The sequence below is a fragment of the Cryobacterium sp. N19 genome (assembly GCF_002929595.1).
In the GTDB taxonomy this organism is placed as follows: domain Bacteria; phylum Actinomycetota; class Actinomycetes; order Actinomycetales; family Microbacteriaceae; genus Cryobacterium; species Cryobacterium flavum.
The window spans coordinates 96,142-110,653 of sequence record NZ_PJJR01000052.1 but is presented as its reverse complement, the minus strand read 5'-3'; the positions used below and the strand labels follow the sequence as shown (position 1 = coordinate 110,653).

Sequence of the window (14,512 nt, the reverse complement as noted above, 5' to 3'; positions counted from 1 at the left end):
GAATGCCTTCCGTAACCTACATATCCGCCGCCGGCAGTGAAACGGCCGTCGCGGGATTCGCCGGCGACTCTGTCATGGAGACCGCCGTGCGCAACGGTGTTCCCGGCATCGTCGCCGAGTGCGGCGGCAGCCTCTCCTGCGCCACCTGCCACGTCTTCGTCTGCGCCGACAGCGTCTTCCCTCCAATGGAAGACCTCGAAGACGACATGCTCGACGGCACCGCCGTCGACCGCGAGGCTAACTCCCGGCTCTCCTGCCAGCTCAAGCTGAGCGACGTCGATATTCGCGTGACCACCCCCGAAACGCAGGTGTAGCGATGACCGGCACCGGAACATCCGCTCACGCATCACAAGCGCGAGGCACTCTTATTATTGGCGCCTGCCAGGCCGGCGTGCAGCTCGCCTCGAGCCTGCGCGAGCTCGGCGACACCGAGCCCATCGTGCTCGTCGGCGAAGAACCGCACGCGCCGTACCAGCGGCCGCCGCTGTCGAAAGCGTTCCTCAAGGGCGAGGCCACGGCCGATTCGCTCACCTTTCGCACCCACGAGTTCTACTCCGAGCACAACATTGAACTTGTCACGCGGGAACGCATCGTGTCGATCGAGCGTGATGCGACCGGCGGGGTCGCCACGGCCGAATCCGGTCGCCGTTTCGAATTCGCCCGGCTCGCGCTCACCACGGGCGCCGTTCCGCGCCAGATTCCGTTCGAGGGCAGCGAACTCGAAGGCGTCAGCTACCTGCGCACCGCAACGGATGCCGCCCTGCTCGAACAGAGACTGGCCACAGCTTCCGACGTGGTCGTGGTCGGCGGCGGGTTCATCGGCCTCGAGGTAGCGGCCGGAGTCCGCGCCGCAGGCAAGACCGTGACCGTGCTGGAGGCGGCTCCCCGACTCGTCGGCCGAGCCGTCTCCGAAGCGACGAGCGCGTTCTACCTCGCGGCGCATCGGCGGCGCGGCACCCGGGTGGTGTTGAACGCCCAGGTCGTTCGCTTTCTCGGCCAGCACGATCGGGTGACCGGGGTTGAACTGGGCTCCGGCGACGTGATCCCGTCCGACGTCGTACTCATTGGCGTCGGCGTCATCCCACGCACCGAACTCGCCGAACAGCTCGGGCTCGTCATCGACAACGGCGTCGTCGTCGACGCGAGCGCGCTCTGCTCCGACGGCCTCACCGTCGCCGCGGGAGACTGCGCCAACCTGCCAAACCCCTCGCTGACGCCCGGCGGCATCCCGCGCCTGCGCCTGGAAAGCGTGCAGAACGCGGTCGAACAGGCCAAGGTCGCCGCCGCGACGCTGCTCGGTCTGCCCGCCGAATACTCCACCGTGCCGTGGTTCTGGAGCGACCAGGCCGACCTCAAACTGCAGATCGCCGGCCTCAGTGGCGGCCACGACCAGATCATACTGCGCGGTGACCCCGAGACGGAGAAGTTCTCGGTGCTGTACTACCGCGCCGGGCAACTCATCGCCGCCGACTGCGTGAACCGGCCGCTCGACTTCATCGCCGTGCGCGCCATGCTGCACTCGGGGCAGCACCTGCCGGCAGACCGCGCCGACGACCTGTCGCTGCCGCTCAAGAAACTGTTCCTTCCTGCCGTGCCCGTTTTGATCGGAAAGTGACCCCATGACACTGCAGACCGAAGAACTCGTCGACACCTCGCCCATCGCGGCCGGCGTGACCTCCATCGACCTCAACGCCCTCTGGAGGGCCGTGCGGCCGGAAATGCGCTCACGCTCGAACGACATCCACATCCCCATCTCGTTCGCGTTCGCCGAGCGTCTCTGCCTGGCCTACCCCGAAGCGGATGCCCTCGTAGTGCGCGTGGCCATCCTGCTGCATGACACCGGCTGGGCCCGGGTGGACGAGACCAAAATCATCTCCGAGGGGTTCGGCGCCAACTGGCGGCAGGCGGACATCCGCTACGAGCACGAGATCAAGGGCTGCGAGATCGCCCGCGAGGTGCTGCCGGCCCTCGGCTACGACCTGGACTTCGTGGCCCGCGTCACCGACATCATCGACGGGCACGACACCCGCCCGGAGAGCTATTCGATCGAGGATTCCCTGGTGCGCGACGCCGACCGCCTGTGGCGCTTCACCACCACCGGAATCGCGCTCGCCTCGGGTTGGTTCGGCCAGGAGCCATCCGCTTACTGCCGGCGCCTGCGCACCGATATCATCCCCGAGCTGATCACCGCGGCCGCTCATGAGATGGCGCTCGCCGAACTCGAACGTGCCGAGGCCCTGCTGCAAACGGATGTCCTTGCCAGCGGCGTCGACGCGCCCGCCCTCGACGGGAGCGGCGCGTGACCAGCCTGGTTGACGCTCAGCCGGTGACCGCCAACCTGCCCTACCGGCACACCGACGACCTGTTCATTGACGGCGACTGGACGCCGGCCACCGGCACCGGTCGAACCCTGGTGACCAACCCGGCAACGGAAGAGGTCTGGGGGTCGGTGCCGCAGGCATCCGCCGCCGATCTTGACCGGGCGGTCGCGGCTGCGCGTCATGCCTTCAGCGGATGGCGTGCCCTGACTCCCACAGACCGCGCTGGCTTTCTGCTGCGGCTGGCCGACGAGGTCGAGAAGCGCGCCGAGGCGATCTCGCACACCAACACCTGGGAGAACGGGTCGCCGGTCGCGGAATCCAGCCGGGCCGCCGGCAACGCCGCCTCGATCTTTCGCTACTTCGCCTCGCTCGCCGGCCTGCTCGAAACGCCGGACGTTCGCCCGTTTCCCGACGGGTCGGGCGAGACCGTGGTGCGGCAGGACCCGATCGGCGTCTGTGCGCTGATCGCGCCGTGGAACTTTCCGATCAACCTCGTTGTCGCCAAGCTCGCCCCGGCCCTGATGGCCGGCTGCACCGTCGTGATCAAGCCGGCCTCGCCGACCCCGCTCTCGGTGCGGCTCATTGTCGATGCAGCTGTGGCCGCGGGCATTCCGCCCGGGGTGATCAACCTCGTCACCGGGCCCGGCTCGTTCGGCGACGCGCTGGTGAAGCACCCCGGCATCGACAAGGTGGCCTTCACCGGGTCGACCCCGGTCGGGCGCACGATCGCCGGGGCCTGCGGTACACTGCTGCGACCGGTCACGCTCGAACTGGGCGGAAAGTCGTCCGCGCTCGTGCTGCCCGACGTCGACCTCGACGCGCTGTCGAAAGTTTTGATCCGCACCTGCATGCGCAACACCGGGCAGACCTGCTACATCTCGACCCGCATTCTCGCGCCGGCCGAGCGCTATGACGAGCTCGTCGACATGGTCACCGCCACCATCGCGGCCGCCAAACAGGGCGATCCGATGCAGCCCGACACTGTTTTCGGACCGGCCGCCACGCGCGCCCAGGAGCAGACCGTGCGCGAATACCTGCGCAGCGGCGCGGCCGAAGGCGCCCGCGCAACGACCGGCGGCGACGTACCATCCGACTTTGATCAGGGATTCTTCGTGAAGCCCACGGTGTTCGCCGATGTGACGCCCGACATGCGCATCGCCAGGGAGGAGATCTTCGGCCCGGTGCTGTCGATCCTGCGCTACTCCTCGATCGACGAGGGGGTGGCGCTCGCCAACAACACGTCGTTCGGGCTGGGCGGCACGATCTTCTCCGCGGACCCCGACCGGGCGTTCGCGCTCGCCTCGCGCCTCGACACCGGCTCGGTGGGGCTCGGCTTCTTCGCCTCAAATCATGCGGCGCCGTTCGCCGGGCGCCACGATTCTGGCCTCGGCGCCGAGTTCGGGCCGGAGGGTCTGAAGGCCTATCTCGTGCCGCAGTCGGTGCACCGCCGCATCCGCTGACCTCTACACCGGGAAACCTGAACAATCCCACATTCAGCGAGTCGCACGGCGCCGGCTCGCGCATGTGCCACCCTTAGGAATAAATAAAGTTTCGGTCGCGCGCCTAATGCAGTTGTAGCCAAGCCAATGGAGGCCTGATGAACGAGCGCAATCCCTATTCGGTCATGAGGCGCAAACCCATTACCGACATTGGCAATGAGGCCGCCAAGAACGGTCTCTTCAAGAGCCTCGGACTCTGGCAGCTCACCGCGATCGGCGTCGGCGGCATCATTGGAATCGGTATTTTCACCCTCGCTGGACTCGTTGCGAACGGCGGCCCGGACGGCGAAGGCGCAGGTCCGGCCGTGCTTATCTCGTTCTTGATCGCCGGACTCGCGAGCGCCGCCGCGGCCCTCAGCTACGCGGAGTTCGCCGGAATGATTCCTCGCGCCGGCTCTGCGTACACCTACGGCTATGTCGCCCTCGGTGAGATCGTCGGCTGGTTCATCGGCTGGGATCTGCTGCTCGAGTACATCGCGATCGTCTCCGTCGTCGCGATCGGCATCTCGGGGTACTTCACCGAGTTCATGAGTGGCATCGGCATCGACGTTCCGACCTGGATGCAGGGCACCCCCGATACCCTGGACGGCGGCCTGATCAACCTGCCCGCCATCGTGGTGTGCGTGCTCGTGACGTTTATCCTCAGCCGTGGAACGCAGACCTTCGGCCGCTTTGAGCTCGTCGCCGTAGGGCTCAAGGTGCTGTTGATCCTCGCCATCATCGCGCTGGGGTTCTTCTACATCAACACCCAGAATTACGTTCCATTCTTGCCGAACGGGTTCGGCGCGGTCTTCACCGGCGCAGCCACTGTCTTCTTCGCCGTCTTCGGCTATGACGCCATGAGTGCCGCCGCCGAAGAGGCCAAAGATGGCAAGAAGCACATGCCGAAGGCAATTTTGCTCTCGCTCGCCATCGCCATGGTGCTCTACGTGCTCGCCACTCTCGTGCTCACTGGCATGCAGAATTGGCAGGATATCGACCCGACCGCCGCCTTTGCCGTCGCGTTCCAGTCCGTTGGGCTTCCAGTCGTCGCGACCGTGCTCTCGGCCTTCGCTGTCATCTCGATCCTCACCGTCATGCTGACCTTCCTGCTCGGCGTCAGTCGGGTCTGGTTCTCGATGAGCCGCGATGGCTTGCTGCCGAAATGGTTCTCCGGCACCGATAAAAGGGGAACCCCCGCCCGCGTGACTTGGATCGCCGGCCTGGCCGCGGCCGTACTGGCCGGGGTCTTCCCGATCCGTTTGATTGCAGACCTCACCAACATCGGGATTCTTGCCGCCTTCGTTGTGGTCTGCGTCGCCGTGATCGTGCTGCGACGCACCCGCCCCGATGTTCCGCGCACCTTCAGGCTGCCTTTCATGCCCTGGGTACCCGTGTTCGGGGTGCTCGCCTCTGCCTTCCTCATCACGCAGCTGCACTGGGAGACCTGGCTGCGCTTCGGCATCTGGCTTGTCATCGGTCTGGTCATCTACTTCTTCTATGGTCGCCGCAACTCGGTCATGAACCCGAAGAGCCCGCGCTACATTGAGCATCCGGTCGATCCGCACTAGCCACGCACCGGCAACGGCAACGGATACGGATGCGGCACCGCATCTGCTCAGCTGATCAGCGCGCGCCGACGACCATCCAGGCCATACTGCGGGCTCGCAGTGACAGTGTCACGGCGCGGGCACCGAGGTAGCCGAGCGCGAACGCCGCCATGAGCAGCGCGAGCCCGGCCTCGCCCGCCGGCGCCCAGGCGAGTACCGCGCCGGCGAGTGGCACGAACACGGCGAGGTTGACCAGCCCGGTCAGTGCCAGATAGCGGGCATCGCCGGCTCCGATCAGCACGCCGTCGAGCACGAATACGACCGCGCCGAGGGGAACGGACGCCCCCAGCACGATCAGGGTCAGTGGCAGCAGGGAAATCACGGCTGAGGCATTGGTGAACGCATGCCCGAGCACGCCGCTCGTGCCGATGACGACGACAGCGAGCACGAGGCCGGCGAGTACGCCCCACTCCAGGCAGCGGCGGAGCACCGCGCGAACCTGAGCCACATCCCCGGCGCCGAGGCCGCGCCCGACGAGGGCCTGGGCGGCGATCGCGAGGGCGTCGAGGGCGAAGGCGAGCGTCGCGAACAGGGTCATTGCGATCTGAAAAGCGGCGAGTTCGGGGGAGCCGAGCTGGGCGGCAACGAACACGGCGAGCAGCATGGCGGCGCGCAGGCTCAGGGTGCGCAGGAACAGCCAGCCGCCGCTTCGGACGCCGATCAACATGCCTTTTCGGTGCGGACGTAGCGGCGCGCTGTGGCGCCGGGCATGCCTGGCGACCACGACGAGGTACACGGCGACCATGCCCCACTGCGCCACGACGGTGCCCACGGCAGAGCCGGCGATGCCCCAGCCGAACAGGTAGATGAACACGTAATTGAGCGCGATATTCGCGCCGAAACCGATCCCGGCCACGTAGAGCGGGGTGCGGGTGTCTTGCAGGCCGCGCAGCAGTCCGGTGGCCGCGAACACCAGCAGCATGGCGGGCAAGCCGAACATGGAGATGCCGAGGTAGGTGGCGGCATCCGCTGTCACGGTCGTTTCGGCGCCGAACGCGCCGACCAGCGCCGGGGTGGCGAGCAGGCCGAAGGCCGCGAGCACGACGCCGAGGCCGAGGGCGAGCCAGAGCCCGTCGATGCCGACCGAGACGGCCCGGCGCGTGTCGCCGGCACCGAGCCATCGGGCCACCGCCGGGGTGGTGCTATAGGCCAGAAAGACCATGAGGCCGATGATGGTCTGCAGCACCGCGCTGGCCAGGCCGAGTCCGGCCAGCGGGGTGGTGCCGAGGTGCCCGACCATGGCCGAATCGGCCAGCAGAAACAGCGGTTCGGCCACGAGGGCGCCGAGCGCGGGCACGGCGAGGCGCAGAATGTCCCGGTCAATGGGCTGGGCCCGCAGAATGTTGATGGTTCGACTCTACGGCGGCACCACGCGCCCCCGCGGCCGCGCCCGATATCGGTGCTCGCTATGCCCGTTACCGTATCGGGCGCGGTCATCCGCTGGCCGCTTCCAAGAATGCCAATAATGCACAACGGATGCCGACGGCTCACCGTGCGAAGGCGGCTCCAGTCAGGCCAAGCATCGTGCGGAATTGTTAAGAATGCCGAATCTTTCACTAATGATGAACGCGAATTCGGCCTATCGCTGGCCCCATCCGGATAGGTTCGTGGCAGAAGCTTCTGCCGACCGTGGACGCTTCGGGCACGCTCTGCTGCGCCGGCAACACCAATTCCGGCCCAAGGTGCCCCTTCCATCCGCAAGGGTGATTGCCGCCTCACAGACGAGTGTGCCAACATCCGCTTCGAAAGGCTCCACCGTGCCTGATAACCAAACACACCAGGAGGCACCGAGCATCGGCGTCGTCCGCGAGAGCGGGGCGGATGAGCGGCGCGTCGCCCTCGTGCCGCGCGCCGTGGCCTCCCTCATTGCGAAGGGACTTGACGTTGTCGTCGAGTCCGGCGCGGGGGCGGAGGCCCTCATGGGTGACGACCTCTACCTCGCAGCCGGCGCCACCATAGGTGACGCCTGGAGCGCGGACATCGTGCTCAAGGTCGCTCCGCCCACCGACACCGAGATCGCTCGGCTGACGGCGGGCTCGACGCTGATCGGGTTCCTCGCACCGCGAAACACCAAGAACAAGATCGCCGCCCTGCAGAACGCGGGCATCGTCGGTTACGCGGTCGAGGCGATCCCGCGCATCTCCCGGGCTCAGGTCATGGACGCCTTGTCGTCGCAGGCGAACGTCGCCGGCTACAAGTCCGTCATCCTGGCGGCATCCCTCTCGACCAGGTTCTTCCCGATGCTCACCACCGCGGCGGGCACGGTCAAGCCGGCCAGCGTGCTCGTGCTCGGTGTCGGCGTTGCGGGGCTGCAGGCGCTCGCGACCGCCAAAAGGCTCGGCGGCCGTGCCACCGGCTATGACGTGCGTCCGGAGGTCGCCGACCAGGTGCGTTCGGTCGGAGCCCAGTGGCTCGACGTTGGCATTGATGCGGCCGGTGACGGCGGCTATGCCCGCGAACTTACCGCCGAGGAGCGCGCCCAGCAGCAGACCGCCCTCGAGACTGCGATTTCTACTTTCGATGTCGTGATCACCACCGCGCTTGTTCCGGGGCGTCCGGCGCCGCGGCTCGTGACCGCCGCGGCCGTGCACGGTATGAAACCGGGCAGTGTCGTCATCGACATGGCCGGCGAGACCGGCGGCAACTGCGAGGTCACAGTTCCCGGCGAGACCGTGGTCATCAATGGTGTCACGATTGCGTCCCCGCTCAACCTGCCCTCGACAATGCCCGAGCATGCGAGCGAGCTGTACTCGAAGAACCTCACCGCGCTGCTCGAGTTGCTCGTGCGTGACGGCCGACTCGACCCGGACTATTCCGACGACGTGGTGGCGCTCTCCTGCGTCACGCGCGTTTCAGTCTCGAACAGGATCTGACCATGGACTACACCGGCTTTTTGGCGAATATCGCCATTCTCGTACTCTCGGGCTTCATCGGCTTCGCCGTGATCTCCAAGGTGCCCAACACCCTGCACACCCCGCTCATGTCGGGCACCAATGCCATCCACGGCATCGTCGTGCTCGGCGCCCTGGTCGTTCTCGGCACCGCGCACAACCCCAGCATTCCGCTGCAGATCATCTCCTTCGTGGCGATCGTGTTCGGAACCGTCAACGTCATCGGCGGCTTCGTCGTGACCGACCGAATGCTCGCCATGTTCAAAACCCGCCCCACCAGCGGCGCGACCGACGGGAAGAACTGACCATGGATATCCTCGTCTACGCCCTCTATATCGTCGCCTTCGCCATGTTCATTCTCGGGCTGTCGGGGCTGACCGCGCCCCGGTCTGCCGTGCGCGGCAACAAGATCGCCGCGGCCGGCATGGGCGTCGCATTCATCGCGACCCTGATCCACATCCGCGAAACCAGCAGCTGGCTGGTGATCATCGCCGCCCTCGTGGTGGGAGTGATCGTCGGCATCCCGCCCGCCCGCAAGGTGAAGATGACGGCGGTGCCGCAGCTCGTCGCCCTGTTCAACGGCGTCGGCGGCGGAACAGTCGCCCTCATCGCTTGGGGCGAGTTCATCGAAAGCGACGGCTTCACCGGCCTGCGCGTCGCGTCCGGCCCGGTGCTTCCGCTCGTCATCGCCTCCCTGTTCGCGGCCATCATCGGTTCCTTGTCGTTCTGGGGCTCGATCGTGGCGTTCATGAAACTGCAGCAGATTTTGCCCGGGCATCCGCTCTCGGTCGGCCGCCTGCAGCAGCCGCTCAACGCGATCCTGTTCCTCGGCTCCGTGCTCGCGGCCGTCATCGTCGGGATCGGCTCGGCCAGTACCGGCGCAGATCCGATCTGGTTCGGCGTAATCCTGATCCTGGCCGGCATCCTCGGGGTCATGACCGTGCTCCCGATCGGCGGCGCCGACATGCCGGTCGTCATCTCCCTGCTCAACGCGCTCACCGGTCTCTCGGCGGCAGCGGCCGGGCTCGCGCTGAACAACATCGCGATGATCGTCGCCGGTATGATCGTCGGGGCGTCGGGCACGATCCTCACCAACCTCATGGCCAAGGCCATGAACCGGTCGATCCTTTCCATCGTGGCCGGCGGCTTCGGCGGCGGTTCCACGGGCGTTGCGGCAACCAGCACCGGTGACCAGCACGCGAAGTCCACTTCAGCAGCGGATGCCGCGATCAAGCTCGCCTACGCCAACCAGGTCATCGTCGTGCCCGGCTACGGCCTGGCTGTGGCCCAGGCCCAGCACGCCGTGAAAGACATGGCCAAGGTGCTCGAAGCCCGCGGCATCGAGGTCAAGTACGCCATCCACCCGGTGGCCGGACGTATGCCGGGGCACATGAACGTGCTCCTCGCCGAGGCCGACGTCTCCTACGACGCCATGAAGGAAATGGACGACATCAACGGCGAGTTCTCACGCACGGACGTCACCATCGTCATCGGCGCCAACGATGTCACCAACCCCGCGGCCCGCAACGACCCCAACTCGCCCATCTTCGGCATGCCCGTGCTGAACGTGACCGAGTCCCGGTCGGTGATCGTGCTCAAACGCTCGATGAGCTCGGGCTTCGCCGGCATCGAAAACCCTCTGTTCTTCGCGACCAACACCACCATGCTCTTCGGCGACGCCAAGAAGTCCGTTGCCCAGGTGACCGAGGAGCTCAAGGCGCTGTAAGCGTTCTTGTTGCACGACCGCGCCTGATACCGGTGGTCGCTACGCCCGTTACCGTAGCGCCCACCCGTATCGGGTGCGCGCTACCCGGTTGCGGTAAGCCTCGCCGGGTGGCCGGTGTCGCGTGATCGGTCTAGGGACCAGAGGGTGCGTGGCCGGCTCCGACATGTCCGATTTGGGAGATTAGGTAACTTTAGGAAAAATAGATAAACCAAACTAAAGTGCCTAAACTGTCCACGTGGAAAACATTGACAACCCGTACACACCGAATGCCGGCGCCGCACCTGAGATCCTCATCGGGCGAGACGCTCAGACGGAGGCCTTCGAGACGCTGCTCAAGCGACTTTCCCGCGGCAGGTCCGAGCAATCGATGATTATCACTGGGCTCCGGGGGGTTGGCAAGACGGTACTGCTCAATCGATTCGTCGAAATAGCCATCGCTTCAAAATGGGAAGTGATCGAGCTCGAGGCGAGCAAACACAACAACACTCATTTTCGTCAGGCAATGTTCTCGCAGCTAAAGTCCGCACTACTTCGGCTGGCACCGAGAGCTCGATGGACTGCTCGAGGCAAGCGCGCTGCCGAGGTGCTTAGCGCATTCGCGGTGTCAGTGGATGGCCAAGGCGCATGGTCACTCTCGTGGGATGTTCCACCAGCAGAAGGCTTTGCCGACCATGGCGATCTTGGCATGGATCTGACCGACGTACTTGTTGCGATTGGTGAAGCCGCGAAGGAGCAAGAAAAGGGATTGGTAATCCTAATTGACGAAGTGCAATTCCTGGGAAGCCCTCAACTCGAAGCCCTGATTCAGGCCGTACACAAGACGGTGCAGAAGAAGTTGCCCGTCACTTTCGTCGGGGCCGGTCTTCCTCAAATCACAGAACTAGCGGGCGATGCCAAGTCGTATGCTGAACGGCTCTTCAAATTTCCGAAGATTGGATCGCTCGAAGGCGACGACGCGCGAAAGGCGCTCACCGAGCCCGCAGCCAATGAGGGCGCAATTTTTAACGAGGATGCCGTCGACCTTGCAATGGAGATGACTCGGGGGTATCCCTACTTCATCCAGGAGCTCGGGTATCAGGTCTGGACGGTGGCGAACGCGCATCGGATCACCCGTGACGATGTTGCGATTGCAAAGGAAGCCTACGATTCCAAGCTTGACGGATCCTTCTTCCGAGTCCGACTCGATCGGTCAACGCCCCTTCAGGCTGCATACATGAGGGCGATGGCTGAACTGGGGCCGGGCGCACAAAAGGCGTCAGATGTTGCGCGAATCATGGGACGAGAATCGACACAGGTCGGTCCGACTCGGGCGGAGTTGATAGAAATGGGCCTCCTGTATACACCGGAACATGGCTACGCCGCGTTCACTGTCCCCGACTTTGACCAATTCATGTTGCGGGCTGTTCCGACGTTGGACGTTCCCGCCCCACAACGACGGAAAAAAACCACGCCGACCCCGTAAAAAAGCAGCGGTCCTGCGCGGTAGGCCGGATTGAAGAAGCGGAACTTTCCAATGCTGATGCCGCAGAACCGCGGTTTGACTGTGTACAGCATCCGCTCGCCGTCATGATCCCCTTCGTGACCGACGACGTATAGATCCTGGATGACAACTCAAGTCGGGCAGCATTTGGCCGAGTCTAATTTGACTTGGTTTCAGCTAATTTGTCGAGCGTGGTTTCTACGTCTCGTGCGACCGTCGTCAGAAGGAGACGTCGATCCTTGTCTCTGTTTGAATTACCAGTTGTTCTGTCACTACTGGGTCAACGTCGCGCAGCGTTTGTTCGAGGTCTTCGACAGAAAGTACGGGGTGATGCCGAGCACATTGTGTATCGATGAGTGTCGTTACGTAGACAGCAACCGCACTAGCCCAGGACGGGATCTGCTCCCTATCCGGTTCCAGGCCCTCGTGCTGGGTCGCGTTCCGAGGGCGCCTGAGCTGCCTGATGTCCGGCAAGACGCCGGGAACCCAACGTTCGCCAAGTGACTCCTTTAGTTTGCTAATCAGGTCATCGAGATTGCCGCTTTTCGGCACGGGTACACCGCTGGTGACGGCCACGATGGCGCTGGCCCGCTCAACGACCGTATCTAGTGCTACCAGCGCCGTTCCGCGCCGGTATTTCGTGGCTCGATTGCATTGCAGGAGAGCGTTCTCCAGCGCCAGTCTGAGTGAGACAAGTTGCTCGACTTCGTGGGGTGTTAGGGCGTCCATCTCGCGGTATCACGCACCTTTCGTCGTGCAGCCTAAGGTACCCGCTGACAGCGAACAATTGGGCCGACTGTGCTCTCAGCACAGCGTTGGAATCGCAGTAGATGCAGCGCCCCGGGAGCCGGGAGAGTCGTCGTTGTGCGTCAAGGACTGAAGACGGTCAGATTCTCGAACGACGTCACCCACCTATTGCTGAGGTCTTGCTCCAAACCAGGACAGCGGCCGCTCGCATCTCGCTCGTTGGGCCACCTGTCACCTGCCCCAGATAGGCTGAACCCATGACCTCACTGGCGACTGCATCCGGAATCAACAGACACGAACTTGACCCGGAGGTGCGCCCGCAAGACGACCTCTTTCGGCACGTCAACGGCAAATGGATCGCGCGCAGCGAGATCCCCTCCGACAAGGCCCGCTGGGGCTCGTTCATGATGCTTGCCGAAGACGCCGAGAAGGCCGTGCGCGAGATCATCGTCGAGGCACAGACCGCCCCCGCCGGCACCCTCGAGCGCAAGTTCGGCGACCTCTACACGAGCTTCCTCGACGAAGAACGCATCGAAGCGCTCGGCGCCACCCCGCTGGAGAGTGACCTAGAGGCGGTTGACGCCGTCACCACCATTTCCGAACTGCTCGCGACCCTCGGCCGCCTCGAGCGGGGCGGCGTCGCCGGCGCCTTCCACCTCTACGTCGACAACGACCCGGGCAACCCCGAACGTTACCTCGTCTTCATCGCCCAGGGCGGCATCGGCCTGCCCGACGAGTCGTACTACCGCGAAGAGAAGTTCGCCGACATTCGGGCCAAGTACCTCGAGTTCCTCGAGCGGATGTTCACCCTCGCCGGCTTCGCAGACGCCGCCGACCGCGCAGCGCGCGTTTTCGCCCTGGAAACCGAACTCGCCTCGCATCACTGGGACAAGGTCGAAACCCGCGACAGCGAGAAGACCTACAACCTGCGCACCTGGGGCCAGGTCTCCGCGCTCGCTGCCGGCGCGGACGTTGACCTCTGGCTGGAGGGCCTCGACGCCCCGGCCGGCGCTCTCGAAGAGGTCGTCGTGCGGGAGCCCAGCTACATCGCCGGCCTCGCCACCACCCTCACCGAAGACCGCCTTCAGTCGTGGCAGGACTGGCTGCGCTGGCAGGTCATCCGCTCGAGTGCTGCGTATCTGTCTGGTGAATTCGTGGAGGCGAATTTCGACTTCTACGGCCGCACCCTGAGCGGCACCCCGCAGCTGCGCGACCGCTGGAAGCGCGGCGTCTCGCTCGTGGAGGGCGCCCTCGGCGAGGCCGTCGGCCGCATCTACGTGGAACGCCACTTCAAGCCGAGCGCCAAGGAGAGCATGGACGTGCTCGTGGCCAACCTCGTCGCGGCCTACGAGAACAGCATCAGCACCCTCGAGTGGATGACCGAAGAGACCCGCACCAGGGCGCTCGAGAAGCTCAGCAAGTTCACGCCGAAGATCGGTTATCCCGTGAAATGGCGCAACTATTCCAGCCTCCAGATCACCGCAGACGACCTGATCAGCAACGTCAAGGCCGCTGGCGAGTTCGAGTTTCAGCGTGAGCTCGGCAAGATCGGCAAGCCGCTCGACCGCGACGAATGGTTCATGACCCCGCAGACCATCAACGCCTATTACAACCCCGGATTCAACGAGATCGTTTTTCCGGCCGCCATTTTGCAGTTTCCCTTCTTCGACGACGCGCGCGACCCAGCCGCCAACTACGGTGCGATCGGTGCGGTCATCGGCCACGAGATCGGTCACGGCTTCGACGATCAGGGCTCCAAGTACGACGGCGACGGCCGGCTCACCGACTGGTGGACCGCCGAGGACAAGGCCGCGTTCGAGCTGCGCACGACCGCGCTCATCGCGCAGTTCGAGGGTCTTACGCCGCTGGCCATCCCGGGCAACACCGTCAACGGCGCGCTCACGATCGGTGAAAACATCGGCGACCTCGGCGGGCTCTCCATCGCCTGGAAGGCCTACCTGCTCTCGCTGAACGGTGAAGAATCGCCGGTTATCGATGGCTTCACCGGCGCTGAACGCTTCTTCCTCTCCTGGGCCCAGGCGTGGCAGATGAAATTACGCGACGCTGAGGCCATCCGCTTGCTGGCGATCGACCCGCACTCGCCGAACGAGTTTCGCTGCAACCAGATCGTCAGCAACATTCCCGCGTTCTACGAGGCGTTCCAGGTGGGCGAAGCGGATGCCCTTTACCTCGCTCCCGAGAAGCGCGTCACCATCTGGTAGCCCGGTGGCCCCTGTCGGGGGTTAGTGTGGAGCAGGT

12 protein-coding genes are annotated in these 14,512 nt (G+C 64.9%); 10 read left to right on the top strand and 2 right to left on the bottom strand.

Going from position 1 to position 14,512, the window contains the following annotated elements:
• Positions 1-2 precede the first annotated feature (2 nt).
• From CXY78_RS14120 to CXY78_RS14100, 5 genes are all read left to right on the top strand, one after another.
• A complete protein-coding gene (locus CXY78_RS14120; RefSeq protein ID WP_092338549.1) occupies positions 3-314 on the top strand; it encodes a 2Fe-2S iron-sulfur cluster-binding protein in 312 nt (103 codons plus the stop codon).
• A gap of 2 nt (positions 315-316) precedes the next feature.
• Positions 317-1,615 (top strand): NAD(P)/FAD-dependent oxidoreductase, encoded by a 1,299-nt coding sequence (locus CXY78_RS14115; protein WP_092338551.1) that lies wholly within the window; start codon positions 317-319, stop codon positions 1,613-1,615.
• A gap of 4 nt (positions 1,616-1,619) precedes the next feature.
• Positions 1,620-2,303, top strand: coding sequence for an HD domain-containing protein (locus tag CXY78_RS14110; protein WP_092338554.1), 684 nt, complete (start codon positions 1,620-1,622; stop codon positions 2,301-2,303).
• A complete protein-coding gene (locus CXY78_RS14105; protein ID WP_199182623.1) occupies positions 2,300-3,781 on the top strand; it encodes an aldehyde dehydrogenase family protein in 1,482 nt (493 codons plus the stop codon). The genes CXY78_RS14110 and CXY78_RS14105 overlap by 4 nt, the downstream gene beginning before the upstream one ends.
• A 137-nt stretch (positions 3,782-3,918) precedes the next feature.
• Positions 3,919-5,370 (top strand): amino acid permease, encoded by a 1,452-nt coding sequence (locus CXY78_RS14100; RefSeq protein ID WP_104089896.1) that lies wholly within the window; start codon positions 3,919-3,921, stop codon positions 5,368-5,370.
• Positions 5,371-5,425: 55 nt separating this feature from the next.
• Here CXY78_RS14100 and CXY78_RS14095 read toward each other — a convergent pair whose 3' ends face one another.
• Positions 5,426-6,748 (bottom strand): MATE family efflux transporter, encoded by a 1,323-nt coding sequence (locus CXY78_RS14095; protein WP_104089894.1) that lies wholly within the window; start codon positions 6,746-6,748, stop codon positions 5,426-5,428.
• Positions 6,749-7,166: 418 nt separating this feature from the next.
• On the opposite strand from CXY78_RS14095, the gene CXY78_RS14090 reads away from it, so the two are divergent.
• The 4 genes from CXY78_RS14090 to CXY78_RS14075 all read left to right on the top strand — a co-directional run bounded on the left by CXY78_RS14090 (position 7,167) and on the right by CXY78_RS14075 (position 11,488).
• Positions 7,167-8,282 (top strand): NAD(P) transhydrogenase subunit alpha, encoded by a 1,116-nt coding sequence (locus CXY78_RS14090; protein ID WP_104089892.1) that lies wholly within the window; start codon positions 7,167-7,169, stop codon positions 8,280-8,282.
• A gap of 2 nt (positions 8,283-8,284) precedes the next feature.
• Complete coding sequence (locus CXY78_RS14085; RefSeq protein WP_092338562.1) at positions 8,285-8,605, top strand: NAD(P) transhydrogenase subunit alpha; 321 nt, start codon at positions 8,285-8,287, stop codon at positions 8,603-8,605.
• Positions 8,606-8,607: 2 nt separating this feature from the next.
• Positions 8,608-10,026, top strand: a complete 1,419-nt coding sequence (locus tag CXY78_RS14080; protein WP_104089891.1) for an NAD(P)(+) transhydrogenase (Re/Si-specific) subunit beta — start codon at positions 8,608-8,610, stop codon at positions 10,024-10,026.
• Between the two features lie 235 nt (positions 10,027-10,261).
• Positions 10,262-11,488 (top strand): ATP-binding protein, encoded by a 1,227-nt coding sequence (locus CXY78_RS14075; RefSeq protein WP_104089889.1) that lies wholly within the window; start codon positions 10,262-10,264, stop codon positions 11,486-11,488.
• A 237-nt stretch (positions 11,489-11,725) separates the two neighbouring features.
• Here CXY78_RS14075 and CXY78_RS14070 read toward each other — a convergent pair whose 3' ends face one another.
• A complete protein-coding gene (locus tag CXY78_RS14070; RefSeq protein WP_104089887.1) occupies positions 11,726-12,235 on the bottom strand; it encodes a hypothetical protein in 510 nt (169 codons plus the stop codon).
• A gap of 275 nt (positions 12,236-12,510) precedes the next feature.
• On the opposite strand from CXY78_RS14070, the gene CXY78_RS14065 reads away from it, so the two are divergent.
• Complete coding sequence (locus CXY78_RS14065; RefSeq protein ID WP_104089885.1) at positions 12,511-14,475, top strand: M13 family metallopeptidase; 1,965 nt, start codon at positions 12,511-12,513, stop codon at positions 14,473-14,475.
• Positions 14,476-14,512 lie beyond the last annotated feature (37 nt).